Raw genomic sequence first — 18,627 nt, 5'->3', positions numbered from 1 at the left:
CGGCGGTCAGCTCGCGGCGGTGACGGCAGCTGCGTACTCCCGGGCATGCCGGTCCATCTCGGCTCGGAAGGCGGCCACCAGCTGCGGCTGAATCCTCCCGGTGTTGCGGTCGCCCCCCTCGCAGACCGCCCCGCGCACCCCCACGATGTCCGTGCCGATGCGGGTCAGCTCGCCGAGGTCCCCCACCTTGACGCTGCCGGCGAGGGCGGCGAGCAGCTCGGCCTCGTGGGCCAGCCGGACGAACTCCGCGCAGACGTCCGGCGGAACGTGGTCGAACAGCCGTGTCCCGTCCTTGATCGCGGTGTCGAGCATGGCCGCGTCGGAGCCGGAGCGGAGGGCGATGTCGGGCAGTGCGAGCGGGTTGACGCAGCCGATCCGATGGGCGTCGGCGTAGCCCGAGGCGACGACGAACGCGTCCGGCCGGTAGTCCTTCACCGCCCGGACGACCCCTCGCATGACATCGATGGCCTGTTCGGGCGTGGTGCACCCGTAGAGGCCGACCTTGATGTATGTGGCCCCGGAGACGGCCGCGCCGAGCGCCGCCTGGGCCACCGTGCCGGGCTTGTACGGTACGTCCCCCACCGTGGCGGACACCGGCTTGTCCGCCGGGACCGCACCGCGGATCTCCCTGATGACCCACGGGAAGTTCGCGCCGAGCGAGCCCTCGTCGGGCTTCTTGACATCGACGATGTCGAGGTGCTCCGCCGCCTTCGCGCAGTCGAGGGCCTCTTCGACGCTGTCCGGGGAGATGAGAAGCAACAATGTGGGCTCCTTCCACCGCATGTCCACCTGCCAAGGGGCAGGTGTGCGGAGTCGCCTGGATCACCTGCGGTCTGCTCATCATTGCTGCGGCCCATGGCCATCGGTAGGGCGCGCAGAGTCCGAACGGGTCGTTGCCCCGGCGCGTCCGCCCCCTAATGCGCCGTCCGCGCCGGTTCGGACCAGCCGCATGCAGGTGCCCATGGCCGACCGGGCCGAGTGGCAACCGATCCTGACGAGCCGTCAGTGACAACAGGTCTCCGCCCAAGCCACCGCCCCCGAGCGGCACGGGGCCCCGCACCGCCACGGGCGGCAGGCCCACCCGGTCCGCCACGAGCCGCCCGCCCGCCGCGTCCGGAAGCGCTGACCGGGGGCGCTTCGCCGCGCGTGGACCGGGCGCGTAGGGTACGAGCGGCCCGGGAGCCGTGCGCGCCGGGCCGCCCTGGCCGCGCGGACGACGCGACCGGGGGTCCGAGGGGCCGAGGACCGGGGGTACGGGGATGGCGGACGCGGCGAACGTGGCCGACGTGGAGCGTGCGGACGAGGTGGGGGAGGACGGCGGGCGGATCGCACCGCTGGACCGGCGGGTGTTCGCCGTCGCGGGGGTGGTCTTCGCCGTGCTGATGGCGCTGTCCCTTCGCTACGGCTTCCACCGCGACGAGCTGTACTTCCTCGACTCGGCCCGGCACCTCCAGGCGAGCTATGTGGACCAGCCGGCGCTGGCACCGCTGCTGGCCCGGGTCTCGCTGTCCCTGTTCGGGGTCTCGGCGGCGGGCCTGCGGCTCTGGGCCGCGCTGGCCGCCGCGGGCACGGTGGTCGTGGGCGCGCTGACCGCGCGGGAGTTCGGCGGCGCGCGGCGGTCCCAGCTGCTCGCGGCGGTCGCGACCGGCACCATGCCCGTGGTGCTGGGCAGCGGGCACGTCGCCAACACGACGCCGTACGAGGTGCTGGCGTGGGCGGCGATCGCGTTCGTGGTCGTCCGGATCGGCCGCACCGGCGACACGCGGTGGTGGCTCGCCGTGGGAGCACTGGTCGGCATCGGCGCGGAGTTCAACCACCTCGCGGCGATCTTCGGGACCGTCCTGCTGGCCGCCGCGCTGCTCGGCCCGGCCCGCCGGACCGTGGCCGACCGCCGACTCCTCGCGGGTGCCGCGATCGCCGTGCTGCTCATGCTGCCCGACCTGTGGTGGCAGGCGCGGCACGGCTGGGCGATGTTCCCGATGACGCGGGCGCTGAACGCGGAGCACGGAGGCCCGGGGAACATCCTCACCTGGGTCGCGGGGCAGCTCGGCATGGCCTGCCTGGCCATGGCGGTGCTCTGGGTGGCGGGCCTGCGGTTCCTGCGGCGGTCCGGCCGGCCGCTGTGGCGGTGCCTGGTGATCGCGTACGCGGTGCTGTTCGTGCTGTTCGCTGTGACGACCGGAGCGCAGGTGTACTACCTGGGCGGACTGTACGTGTGCCTGCTGGCGGCCGGGGCGGTGGCACTCGACGGGTGGCTGCACTCCCGTCCGGACCAGCTGCGCACCCTGGCGATCGCGACCACCGTCTCGGCCACGGTGTCCGCCGTGATCGTGCTGCCGGTGCTGCCGCCCTCCGACGTGGCCTGGACGTACGGCATCAGCGCGACATCGGGGGAGACCCTGGGCTGGCCCCAACTGGTCGGCACCGTGCGGCAGGTGTGGACCGAGCTCCCGCCCGAGCAGCGCGCGAACGCGGTGATCTTCGCGGCGGACTACGGCGAGGCCGGCGCCATCAACGAACTGGGCCGCAGCGCCGGGCTGCCCACCGTCGCGGGCGCCCAGAACTCCGACTGGTGGTGGGGCCCCGGCAACCCGCACGCCACGACCGTGGTGGCCATCGCCCCCGGCCCCGACTACGCCCCAGACTACGACGCCTACCTGCGCCGGTACTTCGGGCAGGTCCGCGTGGCCGCCACCCTCGCCAACCCCTACGGCGTGCACAACATCGAGTGGGGCGGCCACGTCTACGTCTGCACCGACCCCCGCCGCCCCTGGGGCGAGATGTGGCCTGAGCTGCGCAACTACGCGTGACGGCCCACCCCTGCGGACGGTGTGAAGCGCATCACCGGCCCTCGCGCCGGGTCGGCCCCAAAGACGCGTCTCAGCCCGCCGTCCAGCGACGGAGTTTCTCGGGGTTGCGTATCACCCAGATGCGTTTGATCCGCTCGCCCGCGACGTCGAACGCGAACACCGTCACGGTGACGCCGTCCTGCTGGGCCACCAGGCCGGGCTGACCGTTGACCGTACGCTCCAGGAGTACCGTGCCGCCGGGCCTCCGGCGGGCGATCTCGACCCAGGCGTGGGCGATCCGCCCGCCGCCTTCGATGGGGTGCGGGAAGGTCATGGCGAGGCCGCCGCCGTCGGCGGTCGCCGTGGCCTCGGGGTCGAGCAGACCGACGAGGGCGCCGATGTCCTGGGCCTCCCATGCCTGCTTGAAGTCCCTGACGATGCGGGCCCGCTGGGCCGCCGGGGTCGCGGAAGGCCGCGAGGCCCGGATGCGGCGCCGGGCCGACGAGGCCAGCCGGCGGCATGCCGCCGGGGTGCGGCCGACGATCTCGGCCACTTCGGCGAAGGAGTGGCAGAAGACATCGTGGAGGACGAAGGCGACGCGTTCGGCCGGGGTCATCGATTCGAGCACGATCAGGAAGGCCATACCGACCGACTCGTCCAGGGTGACCCGGTCGGCCGGGTCGGCGGTGGTGCCGCCCGGCCGCCCGTTGATCCACTCCGTGCGTTCGGGCAGCGGCTCGGGAATCCAGTCGCCCACGTACGTCTCCCGCCGGGTCCGGGCGGAGCCGAGCACGTTGAGGCAGATGCGGCTGGTGACCGTCGTCAGCCAGGCGCCGGGGGATGCGATGGCGCCCTGCTGCTGCGGGGACATGGCGTACCAGCGGGCGTAGGTCTCCTGGACGGCGTCCTCGGCCTCGGCCAGGGAGCCCAGGAACCGGTAGGCGATATTGATCAGCTGACGCCGCTCGCTCATGATCGCGTCCAGCCCCGGATGGGGGTGGCCGTCTCCTGGCCCGGATCGGATGGTCATGGTGCCGACGGCTCCCTCGGTCGCAGCTGCGCTCAGCAGTTCGACAAGACAGCGCACCGGAATGTGAGGCCGGTGCGCCGCCCTTCCCGGGGGCCGCGCTGTCGAACTGCTCAGACGGACACATCACGACGGATGGGCGACGCCCGCCGGGGCCTTGGCGGCGTCGTCCGGGCTTCGCTGCCCTGGACGTCCCCGCCGCTGTGTGCGGGCGGTCGGCAGGTCAGTCGCCGGTGGCCAGCCGCACCCCGAAGCCGACCACGACCAGCCCCGTGACCCGGTCCAGCAGCCGCCGGGCCGCCGGGCGGCGCAGCCAGCCCCGCATCGTACGGGCGAAGCCGACCAGGACGGCGGACCAGAGCAGCCCCTCGGCCACATGGACGCAGCTGAGCAGCACCCCCATCGGCAGTTGGGGTGCGGAGGCGGGGATGAACTGGGGGAGGACGGCGACGTAGAAGACCCCGACCTTGGGGTTGAGCAGATTGGTGAGCAGGCCGCGCCGCAGGCCCCCGGCGAAGCCCTCCGCCGGGTGGGCCGGGCCGTCGCCGTCCGGCTCGGGGTCCGGCTCGGCGGGGCTGCGGCGGAGACTGCCGAGCAGCATCCGGCCGCCCATCCACACCAGGTAGCAGGCGCCCGCCCAGCGCAGCATCTCGTAGCCGAGTCGGGAGGCGGTGAGCAGCGCGGTGACGCCGAGCGAGGTGAAGGTGCCCCAGAGGAGGGTGCCGCTCTGGATGCCGAGCACCACCCCCCAGGCCCGGCGGCGGCCGGAGGTGGCTGCGGTCCGCAGGATCAGGGCGGTGTCGAGGCCGGGGGTGAGCGTCAGCAGTCCGACCACCAGGGCGAAGGACAGCACTGCGTGGGAAATCGCCATGCGGGGCACTCTAGGGCCTGACCTGCGGGTCTGCCCCGTCCGCCGGCGGCGGCCGCCGGCGCGTCCCTGAGTCGCCGTCAGGACCCGGCCCACGACGGGGATCACGACGGCACGGGGACGGCCCAGCCGGGTAGGCTCGCCGAAACCGGAATGCGGTTGCGACGGAAGGAACTTGGCGTGGCCGAGCAGGACTGGCGGGAGTGGGAGGGGCGGGTGCTCGGGGATCTGCGTACCGATGTGCCGCACCCCGCCCGGATGTACGACTACTACCTGGGCGGGAAGGACAACTTCCCGGCGGACCGCGAGGCGGCGGAGGCCGTCATTCGGGCGTATCCGGCGTCCCGGATCACGGCGCTGGCGAACCGGGCGTTCCTGGGCCGGGCCGTCCGGCACGTGGTGGGTGAGTTGGGGGTCCGGCAGTTCCTCGACGTGGGCACGGGCATTCCGACGCAGAGCAACACCAATGAGGTGGCCCACGAGGTGGCGCCGGACGCGCGGGTGCTGTACGTCGACAACGACCCGATCGTGCTGAGCCACGCCCGTGCGCTGCTGGCGCACGCGGACGAGGGGCAGCGCACCCAGGTGATGCTGGGCGACCTGCGCGACCCGGAGGCGATCGCGGCCGAGGCGCGGAAGCTGCTGGACTTCGACCAGCCGGTGGCGCTGATGCTGGTGGCGATCCTGCACTTCCTGCGGGACGAGGAGGAGCCGGGGGACATCGTGCGGAAGCTGCTGGCCCCGCTGCCGCCCGGGTCGGCCCTGATCCTGACGCACGCCACGATGGACTATGCGTCGCAGGAGGCGGTGACGGCGGGGAAGGACGTCTACAGCAGGGCGACGGCGCCGTTCGTGCCGCGCGGCCGGAGTGAGGTGGAGTCCTTCTTCGACGGAATGGAGCTGGTGGAGCCCGGCCTGGTGCAGGCGCCGCGGTGGCGGCCGGACGGCGCGCTGCCGGAGGGTTCGGACGTGATCTCCCTGTACGGCGGGGTGGGCGTCAAGCGGTAGGTCCGCCGAGGAGCGGTCGCCGGAGCGGCGGCGGCCGTTCCGGTACCCCGGCTTCGGGGCGACGGCCGCCGCACACCGCCCGCGAGGGGTCGGCGCCGAGCACCCGGCCCGACCCCCGCCTCCCGGCGGCGGATCGGGTGGTGGACGACTCGCTCATGGCGGCGGCCGCGCGGCCGTACGGCACCGCGAGGGCCTTGTCCTCGACGGACACCCGGTGGTAGGCCCTACTTCGGTGCCTGGAAGCCGCCGATCCTCCGCTCGAGCAGTTCGGCCAGCCGTAGCGGGGTACGGTCCTCGAACATCGGACCGATGAGCTGCACTCCCACCGGCAGACCCTCGGGGGATCGGCCCGCGGGTATGGCGGTGGCGGGGAGGCCGGGCATGGTGGCCAGACCGGCCCAGACGAGCTGGTCGAAGTACGGGTACCCGACGCCGTCGATGTCGATCAGGCGTTCCCTCGGATCAGGGTGGTGGTCGTGCGGGAAGGCGGGAGTGGGCGTGATCGGACACACCACGGCGTCGAACTCGGCGAAGAACTGCCGCCAGCCGTGGCGGTGGAGCTCGCGACGGCCGTTCGCCTCGATCCAGTCGCGGTGGCTGAACACCATGCCGCGCAGCCGCACCGCAGCGAGGCTCTGGTCGTCCCGGCTCAGCCCGGCGGCGCGGGTCTGCAACTGCTCGTACGCTTCGACGGGAAAGCGTGCGATGGAGCCCGAAATCAGCAACTGCGTGTAGATCAGCGCGGCTTCGGTCAGATCGGGCAGCAGCGGACTGCGCCGTTCGACGCGGGCGCCCCCGTCGGCAAGCGCGTCGGCCACCCGGTTCACGCCCGCCCGCACTGCGGCCCCGGTCGGAAGGAGCGGATGCTCGTCGAGGACCAGGACCCGGAAGTCGCGGAGCCGTTCATGGCGCGCGGGCGGCAGCGTCACGTCATGCGCCACCCCGAGGGTCAGCGGGTCCGGTCCGGCCATGACGTCGAGCAGGAGCGTGAGGTCGCGGGCAGTGCGCGCCATCGGACCGACGACGGCGAGGTCGGGTTCGGCCGGCAGGGCCGGCCCGGGTGGCGGGACCATGCCGCGGCTCGCCGCCAGCCCGAGTGTCGGCTTGTGCGCGTAGACACCGCAGAAATGCGCGGGGGTGCGCAGCGAACCGGCGATGTCGGAGCCGATGGACAGCGCGCCGAATCCGGACGCCAGGGCCGCCGCCGATCCGCCGGAGGAGCCACCCGGCGTGCGACTGTGATCCCACGGGTTGTTGGTGGTGCCGTAGATCGCGTTGAAGCTCTGCAGATCTTGCAGCCCCAAGGGCACATTGGTCTTGCCGAGCACCACCGCGCCGGCGGCCTTGAGCCGCGACACCTGCACCGCGTCCTCGGCCGGCATGTAGTTCCGGTATGGCGGCATGCCCCAGGTCGTGGGCAGCCCGGCGATGTCGTAGGACTCCTTGACCGTCACCGGAATGCCGAGCAGCGGCCGGTCCTCACCGCGGGCGCGCGCCCGGTCGGCACCGCGGGCGGCGGCCCGCGCACGGTCGAAGTCCGGCGTGCAGATCGCGTTGATCGCCTTGTCGTCCCGCTCGATACGGGCGATTGCCGCGTCGGTCAGTTCCGCCGAGGTCACTTCACCGGCACGCAAGGCAGTCGCGAGTTCTTCGGCCGTCTGAAAATTCCATTCCATGAATCCGACCGTACCGGCCTCCGGAACAGGACATGAAATGCCGATTCACGCAATAGGACGGACGGCTCGATACCCATCCTTTTCCGCTCCGGCCGCAGACGATCCGCCCGACCGCCGGCGATGGCGACGCGCGGCGGGCGGGACCGGTGTCGGCCAGGGAGCTCAGGAGACCTTCATCGGACACCTGCGGAGGCTGCGGATGGTCGCCATGTCGATCGTGCTGGCGGCGACTTCGTCGGCGTGCTTCGCACCCTCCGATCCGCCCCCGGCTGCGTTCGGAGTGCGGGTGGCCGGGGGTGGAGTGGTCGTTAGGCTCCCGCTGTGCCCGAAGGAGAGGGTGCTGAGCATCAGCGTTCGCGACGCCGACCCGGCGAAGGCGGACCCCCCGGCCTACTGGCGCGCGGAAAATCCGCGTGACGCCTCCGCAGAGCATGGCGCCGTCACCATCTGGAAGGATCGCGGATGGGCAACCGGGGGCTTCGCGAAGAACGAAGTCAATGCGCCATTGGAAAACCTTCCCGATCGGCTGGACATCGATTACTGGAATGCCGACCATGAAGGCACGGGAGACACCGTGCAGATCAAGGAGGCGTCTTCCAAGGAGCTGTCGGAGGACCAGTACTGGACATGGCGGGGAGTCATGACCGGTCAGGAGATCGACGACCAGGAGACGTGTCGGCCACACAGCCCGTCGCCGCAGTGAACCGCCGGGGGAGGCCGGAGCCGGACCGGCCTCTCCTTGCCCCCGGGACCGTCTCCCGGCCGCTCCCCGGTCCGCCCGTGGTCCCGGCCGTCCGGATCTGCGGTGCCGTCGACGCCACGGTGCCCCGGGTGTGGATGGACCGCCAGGGCTTGATCCTGCCGCACACGGCCCGCACCGCACTGCGCATCGTGGCAGACGAACTGCGTAGGGCGGGGATACGGCAAGCACACTCGTACAGCCGTCCCGCGTCGGCTCTTGCCGGCTGGCGCCCGTCCCGGCCGCGCCGTCCGCCTGCGGCCTCGCTCGGCCGTGACTCGATCAGCAGGCTTCGGCGGAGGGAAGGGCCGGGAATCTCCGCGCCACGGTGGTCTCGCCGGCCCGGCTCCGCGAGCACCCGGCCTGGGCACGGGTACGCCGACACACCACACCATCAGGTGATACCCACCCCAGCCCTGGACCGAGAGATCCGCGTCGGGGTATGGCTTTCGCCGTATCCGGACGACCGGGCACCTCGACGTCAAGGAGTACGAACGTGCGCATCGTCACCGCAGCCCTTCTCGGCATCGCCGCCACTCTCCTGGGGCTGGCCGCCATGGCCGCCCCCGCCCAGGCGGCCATCTCCTCCCCGGCCGCCTTCCCCTGCTTCTTCAACGCCGAGCCGACCCTCGGCACCCCCGCCATCCCTCCCGGCTGCACCACCTCCTGACAGGCGGGTACGCCGACCAGGCACCCGCCGCCGCGTGGTGCCGGTCCCCGCCTGCCAGTGCCGAGGAGATCAAGCAAGCAGTCGCCCCGGACCCACCTGCCGGCTGACCAAGCGGTGCAGGTGGGGCAGGCGGGGCAGGCGGGGCAGGCGGGGTCCATCGACCGGCCCGTGCCCGGTCGGCCGGGTGGCTTCCGGCGCCTCCAGCTCTGCTGTGTCACGCCGGAACCTGTTCCCGTGCCATGCTTGGATCATGGAACCTATGGTCTACTTCGAACTCTCCGCCAACGGCGAACCCCTCGGCACCATCACCTTCAAGCTGTTCGACGATGTCGTGCCCGAGACCGCTCGGAACTTCCGTGAGCTGGCCACCGGCCAGAACGGCTTCGGCTACGAGGGCTCCACTTTCCACCGCGTCATCCCGCAGTTCATGCTGCAAGGCGGTGACTTCACCAACCACAACGGAACCGGCGGCAAGAGCATTTACGGCGCCAAGTTCGCGGACGAGAACTTCCAGCTGAAGCACGACAAGCCCGGCCTGCTGTCCATGGCGAACGCCGGCCCGAACACCAACGGCTCCCAGTTCTTCATCACCACCGCCGTCACCTCCTGGCTGGACGGCAAGCACGTCGTCTTCGGCGAGGTCGTCTCCGGCATGGACGTGGTGAAGAAGGTCGAGGCGTTGGGCTCGCAGAGCGGCAAGACCTCGCAGAAGATCGTGATCGAGAGGTCAGGCACCCTCTGACAGGAATCGCTCCCGGCTGGGCGGCTTCCTCGGCCTCGGTGAGTACCCGGTGGCCCGAGGCGACCGACGGCTCCTTCCCCTCCGCAGCGGACCGGACCGCCGGCGGCGGATGTCGAGGACCGCGCACCGCCGCCCGGCCGGGGGCGATCCGTGTGACCGGAAGAACGGGCACAACCACTCCGACCAGCGGGTCCGCGCCCGGGGAGAACACGGCTCAGCCCCGGGTCAGGCCCTGGCGATGTTCCTGCCCGGCATCGGCTCCGCGAGTGCTGTCCGCCATTCGGGCGCACCGAAGGCGTCCGCGAAATACTGCGTCTCGTGCACCACATGCTCGTGGGCGAATTCCATGATGCTCACGGAGTAGGTGGGCACCCCGTCATAGGTGATGACACACTCGCTTACCCACAGGTCCCCGCTGCCGACGATCCGGTGGACGGTGAAGTGCCGATCGGCAGGGTGCCCGCCACGTTGTGCCGAAATCGTCGCGCGGCCCCGGAACCGTTCACCTGACTGGGGGTAGTCGAGGATCGCGTCCGCAGCGTAGATGGCGTGCTCGGCCTCGGTATCCCCGCGTTCCGATGCCCGCCAGTGCTCCTCAAGCGCGGCTCTGGTCCGGATATCAGGATGCATCGGGCTGTCCCTTCTGCAGGCGGCCGGAGCGATCCGGGACCTGGGAACGCTTCGAGGCTTCCTCCCAAGGAGGCTGCGCCGTTGAATTCATGGGCGGCGGTCACAGCGTAGACCGCCCAACGCGGCGAATCGCCTTCAGGACAGCTGCGAGTCGAGATCGGACGACTTGTGATGCGGGGAAATGCGACTCTTGATGATCCGGGGTGTAGTCGCGGCCTGAACCCTCCGGTCCAGAGCAGTCTGGACCGCGGGCTCCGTGCCCGGCGTGCGGTCGAAGACGCGCTCGGCGGTCGCGCGTGCCGCTGCGGGATCGTCGCTGAGGATCTCCGCTCTGGCGGCGGCGAACTCCGCCACGGCAGCGCGGTCGGACCAGTCGGGTGTCGGGAGCGCGAACCGTCGCTCCATGACTGCCTTGTCGTGGTCGGGCAGATCGTTGTCGACCGGGCCGGGGGCGACGGGACGCGTCCCGGCGAGGGTGAGCGCCGAGAACGCGTCCGGGTGGTCGAGCGCGGCGACCTGGGCGACCATCCCGCCGACGCTGATGCCCGCCAGGTGCGTCGGCCGGTTGTCGAGCCCACGGGCGAGCGCGGCCGCGTCGGCGGCGAGATTCCGGAGCGTGTACGCGGGCGCCTCGGGGTCGACGGTTGTCGACGCGCCGGAGTCGCGCAGGTCGTAGCGCACGACGTGACGTCCGCCGCGCGCGAGCGACTCGCAGAGCGCGTCGGGCCACGACAGCATGGTCGTGCCGCCCGCGAGCAGTACGAGGGGCGCCGCCGCATCACCGAAGTGCTCGACCCCGAGCGTGATGCCTTCGGGCGTGCGGAACGAATGGACCGTCGAGTGCATCGTCAACCTCCCGGGCAGCTGCGTGGCGGTGGCCACGCTACCCCGCATCGCCGACACCGCCCCACGTCCGGCGCTACACCCTCGACTGCGAAGAGCCGGAAAAGCTCGGTGCCCGGTCCGGCGAGACACATTCGGGTGAGCACGCTTCCACGGCCAGGGGTGGCCGGCCGGTTCATTTCAGGGCGGCGAGTTCATTTCAGGGCGGCGAGTTCATTTCAGGGCGGCGAGTTCGCAGAGGCCGGAGCGGCTGGGCTGGCCGGTCTTGGAGATCAGGCTGGCGATGTGCTTCTCGACTGTGCGGGGGGAGATGAAGAGGCGGTCGGCGATGGCCTTGTTGCTGAGCCGCTCCGCCAGGAGTTCGAATATCTCGTACTCGCGGACGGTGACGCCCTGGAGGCGCAGCTGGGCGGGGATGCGGCCGCTACCGGTGCGGTGTTGACGGACGGGGGCGCCGATGGCGCGGAGCAGGGTGCGGCAGGCGCCGGCGACGGCGGGGGCCGGAAGCTGCCGGAAGTGGTGTTCGGCCTCGCGGAGCCAGCCCTCCGGGTCGCCCCATCCGTCGCGGTGCGCCTCCTCTGCGACCAGGCGTAGGGCCAGGCGGCGGGCGGTGGGGTAGGGGGCGGCGGCTTCCCGGGCCAGCTGGGCGGCCCGGTTGGCGGCGTCGGGCCGGCCCTCCCGGCCGAGCAGGACGGCCTCGGCGAGCAGCACGAACTGGCGGTTCCACCGCATGCGGCCGGCCGAGCTGGCGGCGACCCGGTCGTGCCGGTCACGGTCGGCGCGGTCGGCCAGGACGTCCAGCAGCAGGCCGATGCCGTGACGCCCGCTGAGGTGGAAGGTGGTCGGGTTCTCGGCCTCCAGCGCGTGCAGCCCGGCGAGGTCGCGGGCGGCTCTGGGGCGGTCCTCTTCGAGCAGCGCGCAGAACGCGCGGGCCAGGCCGAGCGCGAGGGGTTCCTCCGGGGAGCCGCTGCCACCCCAGCGGCCGAACTCGGCGAGGGCCTCGTCCATCGCGGCCCGGTCGGCCTGGTGGGCGGCCTGGACGGCCTTGGCCATCAACACGTAGCGCACCACCGGGGTGAGCTTCAGCCGGGTGGCCATCGTCAGGCAGTCGTCACCGAGGGTCCGGGCCTCGGTGAACCGGCCGAGCAGGACGTGGTGCAGCGCCATGATGCCGTCGAGGGTGTAGAGCACGGTGACGGTGCCGAGTCGTCTGGCCTCCTCGCGGGCGGCTTCCAGGGTGGTGGTCTCGCCCTCGGCGAGCCAGTGGCTGCCGCCGAGGCGGGCGAGGGCGTACGTCCGCTGGAGGGGGAGGCTGTGCCGTTCGGCCGTGGTCATCGCCTGCTCCAGGCAGGCGGCGGCCTCGTTGAGGTCGCGTTCGCGGGCGATGACGCCGAGGAGTTCCCAGGCCTGGCAGGCGACCAGGGGCAGGTCGTGCCGTTCGGCGGCCTCGATCGCGCGGCGGGCGAGCTGTTCGGCGCGCTGGGTGCGGTCGGGGCCGGGGGTGTCGAGGGAGAGGTAGGCCGCGACCACGTCGATCGGCGCGGTGTGGATCTCGTCGGGCTCGGGGCCGAGCAGGACCCGGGCCCGCTCGATCTGGTCGTTGCCGTCCGGCCAGCGGCCCGCCATGTAGGCGACCTGGGCGAGTCGGGTGTGCAGGGCCGCGAGCCGGGGGGCGCCGAGTCCGGCGCCGACGAGCTCCCGGAGGCTGTCGGCGAGGCTGAGCGCGCGCACCATGTCGCCGGTCTCGGCGAGCGCGGGCAGCAGCGCCTCCAGGGCCTCGGCGCGGGCGGTGGAGTCGGGGCCGGCGGCCAGCAGGCGTTCGGCGCGGTCGAGCAGGGCCACGGCCGAGCCGATGGCGCCTCCGGCCAGGGCGCGGCGGCCCGCCTCGGTGAAGAGCCGGCCGGCGCGGGCGGTGTCCCCGGCGTCGGAGTGCAGGGAGGCGGCCAGGGCGCACCACTCGCCTTCGAGGGCCGGGTGGAGTGCCTCGACGCTCTCGGCCGCCTTCGCGGAGAGGTCGGCCCGGCCGCCCGGGGTGAGCTGGGCGAGCAGGGCCTCGGCGGTGAGCGGGTGGTGGAAGGCGTACCAGTCGGGTGCGGGCTCGTCGGCGATCACCAGCTGGGCGGCGACCCCGGCGTGCAGGTGGCTGAGCAGGCTGCGGTCGTCGATGCCGGTCATCCGCTGGAGGACGGAGAGCGGGAAGCGGCGGCCGAGTACGGCGGCGGCCGAGAGCAGCAGCTGCCCCTGCGGGCCGAGCTGGTCGATTCGGTGGATGACGCCTTGGAGGAGCGCCCTGGGCACCTCGCGGCGCAGGTTGCCGACCACCTGCCAGCCCTCGCCGTCGCGGACCAGGGAGCCGCCGGTGATCACCCCCTGGAGCAACTCCTCGATCAGGAAGGGGTTGCCCGCGCTGTCGTCCCAGATCCGGGTGAGCGCCTCGCCCGGCACTGCGGCGGGGTCGGTGCCGAGGCAGGAGGCGATCATCCGGGCGGTCTCGTCCCTGGTCAGCGGTGCGAGCCGGAGCGCCGTTCCGGAGCGGCGGCGCATGGCCGACTCGGCGAGGGCCAGGGCGTCGCTCGGTTCGGTGCGGACGGTGACCAGCAGCATGACCGGAAACTGGTCCAGATTGTCGATCAGGTACTCGGCGACGGCCAGGGTCTCGGTGTCGGCGTCGTGCAGGTCCTCCAGGACGAGCAGGCAGCCCCGGCCGCGCGCGGTGGCGGCGAGCAGCCGCAGCACCGCTTCGCCGAGGACCACCATCGAGCTCTGGTCCTGGGTGCCGGTGTTCCAGTCCGGTATCAGCCGGCCGAGCACCGGCCGGTACGGGCCGAGCGCCGCCTCGTCGAGCGGTTCGCCGCCGCGTGAGAGCGGCATCAGCGCCTCGGTGAGCGGCCGGAGCGGCACCATCGATCCGATGGTGCTGCTCCGGCCCTTGAGGACGCGCATCCCGGTGTCGACCGCGGCGCCGGCGACCTCGGCGACGAGTCTGGACTTTCCGATCCCGCCTTGGCCCACGAGGAAGGCGGCGCACCCGTGCCCTTCCTGGACCTTGCCGAGGGAACCCTTGAGGAGGGCGACTTCTGTGTCACGTCCAACGAGATCTATGGCGCGTACACGCATAATCCCGAATCGTAGTAGGTCTCCGTGAACGGGGAGTAGTGGTACTCCTGTTCTGTTCTCTCCCGGGAGGTGGGCCCGGTCAGAGCGAGACGCTGACGGTGTTGCAGGTGAGGGCGTCGACCACCACCCCGCTGCCGGGCTTCAGACCGGCCAGGACCCGGGTCCGGGTGAACGCCTGGTTCCGTCGCAGCAGCCGGATCGCACCGGCCGGGTCGGCTGCCACGGCGGTCGAGTCGGTGATTTCGTCGAGGACGGCGGACACGGCGTTCTGCGGCGACTGGAGCATGGGAGTCCCTTCATCGTGGACGAGGCGGTGAGGAGCTGTGTGCGGCGGGCTCAGGCCCGCTGCGGCCGAAGGCCTGATGGCCCGTCGGGAGGGGTCGGGTCGAGGAGGTGGACGGAGGGGACGCTCTCCGCGAAGCCCAGCCGGAGCAGGGCGTAGCCGATTCCGGAGAGGCCGTTGAGCAGCCCGGGGGTCGGCACATGGCCGGGCGTCCCGCAGCGGTGGCCCTGCTGCCGGAGGGTGCCGAGGACGAGGCCCACGCGGGAGGCCAGGCCGGTCCGCGCGCCCTGGTGCCCCCGGTCGGCGAGTACCGCGAGCGCCTCGGCGAGGCCGAGCTCGCCGTGGCACAGGCTGAGGTCGGCCAGCGGCGGGTGGGCGATGAGCTGCCGGACGGGCGCGTCGAACCGGCCGATCCCGCCTGGGCCGAACCCGTCTGGGCCGAACCTGTCTGGGCCGATCCCGTCTGCGGCGGCCAGCAGGACGCCGGACAGGCCGGAGCACCAGCCGAGGTTCTCCGCCGGCGCCGCGTCGAACGCGGCGCCGAGCAGCTCGCGTCCGGCGTCGCCGTGCTGCCGGGCCCCGTCGCCGGTGAGCCGGGCGTGACGCAGCAGCGCCCAGCCGACGCCTGCCGAGCCGAGCATGAAGCCGGGCTCGGCCGAAGGACATCGGCCGGACCGGTCCGGGCGGGCGGCGGCCAGCAGCCGGTCCGCGACCCGGTCCGCCAGGGCGGCGGCGGCCGGCAGCGCGCGTTCACGGTGGATCGTGTGCAGCGCCGCCAGCGCGCCGGCGAGACCGGCCGAGACGTCCGCCCTGGCGTCCGGGTCGTCGAGGGCGGCCACGGCCAGGGCGTCCAGGACCGTGGGCAGGCAGTCGGCGATCCCGTCGTCGACGAGCGTCGCCAGTCGGGCGACGGCGTAGCCGATCCCGCCCAGCCCTTCGAAGCCGCCCGGCCCGACGGCCCGGCTCAGCTCGGGGTCGGCCGCCAGCGCGGCGACCAGGCCGGGCACCGGCGCGACCGCCTGCCGGGCGAGGTCCGTGTACAGGGCGGAGCCGGTCAGGGCACCCAGTTGGGCCAGGAACAGGGCCACTCCGCAGTAGCCCTGGGCCAGCCCGGCCCCCATCGGCAGCACCGTCCAGTGCGCGTCGACCGGCTCCAGGCCCAGCCAGTTGGCGCGCCCGTCGGCGCGGGCGGCGCGGGCCGCGATCTCGTCCGCGAGCCCGCACGCGGCGGCGAGCAGCTTCGAGGGGTCCGGTACGGCGGCGGGTGACGGGTGGGCGGGGGAGGCGGACCGGTGGTGCGGGGTCGCGGCGTCCGGCCGGGTGGCGGCCAGTGACGCGGAGATGATCCACTCCTGGTCGTGGCGGTCCAGCGCGCCCATCGCGGCGATCTTGCTGAGCGCGGAGTCCAGCCCCGAGGTCTCCAGCACATCGCCCACCCGGGTGCCGTCGGAGGCCCGCAGCACGGTCTCCGTGGGCCGGTGCTGGAAGAGCGGCACGTCGCCGTCCCACAGGTCGGCGATCTCGTGCTCGACCAGTCGCCGGCGGGCCGGGTCATCGGCCGACTCGGTCCACAGCACCGAGAGCACGGCGTCCCTGCCCAGCCCGTCGCGGAGCAGGTCCGGGTGGGTCGACTCCTCCAGCAGTGTGGCATACAGCATGGTCGGACGGGCGACCAGTCGGCCGACCGCGTCCGCCGCCCCGGCCAGCGGGCCGTTCGGGGCGAGCAGTTCGTCCCGGTGCGCGACGATCGCCTCGTACCCGACCCGGAAGCCGGTGAGCAGCGCCTCCAGGTGGTCGGCCGGCCCGCCACCGGTGGAGCCGCGCGGACGGTTGCGCGCACCGGCGAACGGCGCCGGGCGGCGGACCAGCCGCATGGTGTCCGTTCCGGCGTCCTCCCAGGCCATCCTGGCGTTCGGGAAGTCCCCGCCGGGTGCGCCGCCGAGCGCGGAGATATCCACCGCGCCGAGTTCACCGACCATCAGCTGCGGGAGCAGGCAGGTGCGGTGGACGGAGGCGCTGTGCGCCGCGGCGGCCGGGTCGGGGCCGATGTTCGTCGCCTCGCACAGGGTCGGGTGCAGCAGGGTCTCGACGTCGACCAGCACCGGCTGGTCCCGGTGGGCGACGAGGTTCTCACAGTGCAGGTCCACGCCCTCGACGGTGTAGGCCAGCGCGAGCAGCGCGCCGTGCCGGCGGTAGAACAGGTCGACCTCGGTGAGCGACCGGCAGGTGGCGTACTCGACGTACTCCACCCAGCCGTAGTCCTCGCCGGGCACGGTACGAGGGGTCCGCAGCCCCAGGCCGGGGACCTTGGTGTCCAGCCAGGCCGCCATCCGGTCCAGGAAGACGTGCTGGGCGAGCGTACGCGGCTTGTAGACCACGGTGGAGCCGTTCGCGAACCGCAGCAGCGCGACCGACCGGCCCTGCTGGTGCGGGTCGCCCCGGCCGAGCTCCACCCGGGTGAGCGGGCCCGGGTCGGTGCCGCCGAGCAGCTTCGCGACGATCGCGGCCCGGTCGCCGGCCAGCCGGACCAGCAGCTCCGCCGCTGCGAGGCCGGTACGCAGGCAGGTCTGGCCGAGCAGCCGCGCGAGCACCGGGTAGTCGGCGCAGAGGGCGGCCAGGCCGGCCCGGCTCCCCACCCGGGCGAGGAAGTCGGCGAACCGGTCGGCGGGCCGCCCGCCGGTCAGCCGGTCGGCCGCGCGGGCCGCGCCCAGCTCCGCGACCAGGGTCCGCGCCGCCAGCCCGACGAGTCGGCCACCCAGCCAGTCGCCGAACCGCTCGGCCAGCAAGGTGAGCTCGGCCGGCTCCGCGCCGCCGGCCTGCGCGGCCAGCCGGCGCACCGCCGCGTCGACGAAGGGACGGAAGACCGGGGCGAAGACGGCCGCGGAGTCGGCCGCCACGGGCGGAGCGAACTCGGGCGCGACCGGGGCCGAGGCGATGGCCTCCTCGACGAACACCGCCCAGCCGGGCTTCCCGGTCCGAGCCGCCAGCCGCTCCGCTGGTTCGCCGGCGAGCGCGGCCCACGCCTCCGGGCCGAGGCCCAGCCGTGCCAGCCGCTCGCCCTCCGGCCCGTCCACCCGGCGCGTTGCCGCGTCGCCCGCGAGCGGCTGCGGCGGCTGCGGGGCCGCGAGCCTCTCGCGCAGCGCCGTGGCGCGGGCCCACCACGCGGGTGGCAGGCCCGCTTCGGGGGCGGCGAGGAAACCGGCTGAGGTGGCGAAGGTCACGGTGGCAACCCTGGCAGGGACGGTGGGGACCCGCCTATGGGGGAAGGCCCGTATATTCCGCGCCGGACTACCCACAAGACCTGCCCGGCCGCGTAGGAGCCCGCCGTGGCCGCCGGTGCACCGGGGGGCCGGGGAGCCGGGCGGCCCCCGGGCGGCCGCTGCCGACCCGCCGGGTCCGACCCACCTGCGGGCAGCCGGTCGGCCGTCAGCAGCACACCGATCCCCGGGGACACGACGCGCGGGGAATGCGGGGGGTCCGAACCCATGTGAGGCGGTGCGGCGTTCGCTGAGACTCCCGGTGAAGAGCTCAATCGCACACCGATCGAGGAGTTGTTCATGGGCGACCCCCTGCCCGTCAACGTCGTCGCTCTGGATCCGGTGCTGGAAGCCGGAGCCACGAGCGCCCTGTCCAGCAGCCCTGACATCTCGGTGGTACCGCCGGACGGGACGGCCCGAGTGGCCGTCGTGATAGTCGACCAGGTGACCCAGCAGGAGCTGGACCTGATCAGCTCCACCCGGACGGCGGCCCACCGCCCCGAAGTGGTCCTGGTGGCCACCGACCTGGCACCGGCCGAGGCACTGCGCGCCATCGCGGCCGGCGCCCGCGGGCTGCTCCGCCGGCGCGAGGCCAGCCCGCACCGGCTGGTGCGCACCGTGCTGACCTCGGCCGTGGGCGACTGCACCGTGCCGCCCGATCTGATCGACCGCCTCCTGGAGCACGGCGTCCAGGCGCAGCCGCAGGGCGCGGCGCGGCGGCACGCGACCGGCTGGGGGCTGGACGACCGGGAGCTCGCGGTGCTGCGACTGGTCGCCGACGGCCGGGAGACCGACGAGATCGCGCGGCAGCTGTGCTACTCGACGCGGACCGTCACCACGGTGATCCGCGACATCACGCAGCGGTACCGCCTGCGCAACCGCGCCCACGCGGTGGCGTACGCCCTCCGGGCGGGTCTGCTGTGATCGGCCTCGCGGCACCGGTCCGCCCCGGGACGGAGACCGGCCGGCCGGGTGGCC

Annotated in this window: 15 protein-coding genes; 6 read left to right on the top strand and 9 right to left on the bottom strand. The window is 73.2% G+C overall.

Annotation, left to right across the window (positions count from 1 at the left end; genetic code table 11):
• Nucleotides 1–6: 6 nt before the first annotated feature.
• On the bottom strand, nt 7–783 hold the full coding sequence (locus ACIQGZ_RS19445) for a (5-formylfuran-3-yl)methyl phosphate synthase (RefSeq protein ID WP_402603258.1): 777 nt from the start codon (nt 781–783) through the stop codon (nt 7–9).
• A 476-nt stretch (nt 784–1,259) separates the two neighbouring features.
• Here ACIQGZ_RS19445 and ACIQGZ_RS19440 point away from each other — a divergent pair, with 476 nt between their 5' ends.
• Nucleotides 1,260–2,810, top strand: a complete 1,551-nt coding sequence (locus tag ACIQGZ_RS19440; RefSeq protein WP_402603257.1) for an ArnT family glycosyltransferase — start codon at nt 1,260–1,262, stop codon at nt 2,808–2,810.
• 70 nt (nt 2,811–2,880) lie between these two features.
• Here the strand turns inward: ACIQGZ_RS19440 and sigJ are convergent, their stop codons facing one another.
• A complete protein-coding gene (gene sigJ, locus ACIQGZ_RS19435) occupies nt 2,881–3,819 on the bottom strand; it encodes an RNA polymerase sigma factor SigJ (protein WP_402603256.1) in 939 nt (312 codons plus the stop codon).
• A gap of 220 nt (nt 3,820–4,039) precedes the next feature.
• Nucleotides 4,040–4,687: a LysE family translocator gene (locus ACIQGZ_RS19430; RefSeq protein WP_402603255.1), complete on the bottom strand. Its 648-nt coding sequence runs from the start codon at nt 4,685–4,687 to the stop codon at nt 4,040–4,042.
• 177 nt (nt 4,688–4,864) lie between these two features.
• Between ACIQGZ_RS19430 and ACIQGZ_RS19425 the strand changes: the two genes are divergently transcribed.
• Nucleotides 4,865–5,692, top strand: coding sequence for an SAM-dependent methyltransferase (locus ACIQGZ_RS19425; protein ID WP_402603254.1), 828 nt, complete (start codon nt 4,865–4,867; stop codon nt 5,690–5,692).
• Between the two features lie 224 nt (nt 5,693–5,916).
• On the opposite strand, the gene ACIQGZ_RS19420 is transcribed toward ACIQGZ_RS19425, so the two are convergent.
• Complete coding sequence (locus ACIQGZ_RS19420) at nt 5,917–7,368, bottom strand: amidase (RefSeq protein WP_402603252.1); 1,452 nt, start codon at nt 7,366–7,368, stop codon at nt 5,917–5,919.
• Between the two features lie 337 nt (nt 7,369–7,705).
• Here ACIQGZ_RS19420 and ACIQGZ_RS19415 point away from each other — a divergent pair, with 337 nt between their 5' ends.
• The 3 genes from ACIQGZ_RS19415 (at nt 7,706) to ACIQGZ_RS19405 (ending at nt 9,519) form a co-directional block, all read left to right on the top strand.
• Complete coding sequence (locus ACIQGZ_RS19415) at nt 7,706–8,071, top strand: hypothetical protein (protein ID WP_402603250.1); 366 nt, start codon at nt 7,706–7,708, stop codon at nt 8,069–8,071.
• Nucleotides 8,072–8,603: 532 nt separating this feature from the next.
• Nucleotides 8,604–8,777, top strand: coding sequence for a hypothetical protein (locus ACIQGZ_RS19410; RefSeq protein ID WP_402603248.1), 174 nt, complete (start codon nt 8,604–8,606; stop codon nt 8,775–8,777).
• 250 nt (nt 8,778–9,027) lie between these two features.
• Nucleotides 9,028–9,519, top strand: a complete 492-nt coding sequence (locus ACIQGZ_RS19405) for a peptidylprolyl isomerase (protein ID WP_402603247.1) — start codon at nt 9,028–9,030, stop codon at nt 9,517–9,519.
• 225 nt (nt 9,520–9,744) lie between these two features.
• On the opposite strand, the gene ACIQGZ_RS19400 is transcribed toward ACIQGZ_RS19405, so the two are convergent.
• The 5 genes from ACIQGZ_RS19400 to lanM form a co-directional block, all read right to left on the bottom strand.
• Nucleotides 9,745–10,149 carry a nuclear transport factor 2 family protein gene (locus ACIQGZ_RS19400; protein ID WP_402603245.1) on the bottom strand — a complete coding sequence of 135 codons (405 nt, stop codon included), beginning with the start codon at nt 10,147–10,149 and terminating at the stop codon, nt 9,745–9,747.
• 135 nt (nt 10,150–10,284) lie between these two features.
• Nucleotides 10,285–10,995, bottom strand: a complete 711-nt coding sequence (locus ACIQGZ_RS19395; protein WP_402603244.1) for an alpha/beta fold hydrolase — start codon at nt 10,993–10,995, stop codon at nt 10,285–10,287.
• Nucleotides 10,996–11,205: 210 nt separating this feature from the next.
• On the bottom strand, nt 11,206–14,109 hold the full coding sequence (locus ACIQGZ_RS19390; RefSeq protein WP_402603242.1) for an AAA family ATPase: 2,904 nt from the start codon (nt 14,107–14,109) through the stop codon (nt 11,206–11,208).
• A gap of 79 nt (nt 14,110–14,188) precedes the next feature.
• Entirely contained in the window at nt 14,189–14,395 is a 207-nt protein-coding gene (locus ACIQGZ_RS19385; protein WP_402603240.1) for a hypothetical protein, read from the bottom strand.
• Nucleotides 14,396–14,445: 50 nt separating this feature from the next.
• On the bottom strand, nt 14,446–17,613 hold the full coding sequence (lanM, locus tag ACIQGZ_RS19380; RefSeq protein WP_402603239.1) for a type 2 lanthipeptide synthetase LanM: 3,168 nt from the start codon (nt 17,611–17,613) through the stop codon (nt 14,446–14,448).
• Nucleotides 17,614–17,949: 336 nt separating this feature from the next.
• Between lanM and ACIQGZ_RS19375 the strand changes: the two genes are divergently transcribed.
• Nucleotides 17,950–18,573 (top strand): response regulator transcription factor, encoded by a 624-nt coding sequence (locus ACIQGZ_RS19375; RefSeq protein ID WP_402603238.1) that lies wholly within the window; start codon nt 17,950–17,952, stop codon nt 18,571–18,573.
• Nucleotides 18,574–18,627: the final 54 nt, after the last annotated feature.

The organism is Streptomyces sp. NPDC092296 (genome assembly GCF_044755465.1).
Lineage (GTDB): Bacteria > Actinomycetota > Actinomycetes > Streptomycetales > Streptomycetaceae > Peterkaempfera.
Note: the sequence above shows the minus strand (reverse complement) of the source record. Positions and strands in the feature narration are given on the sequence as shown.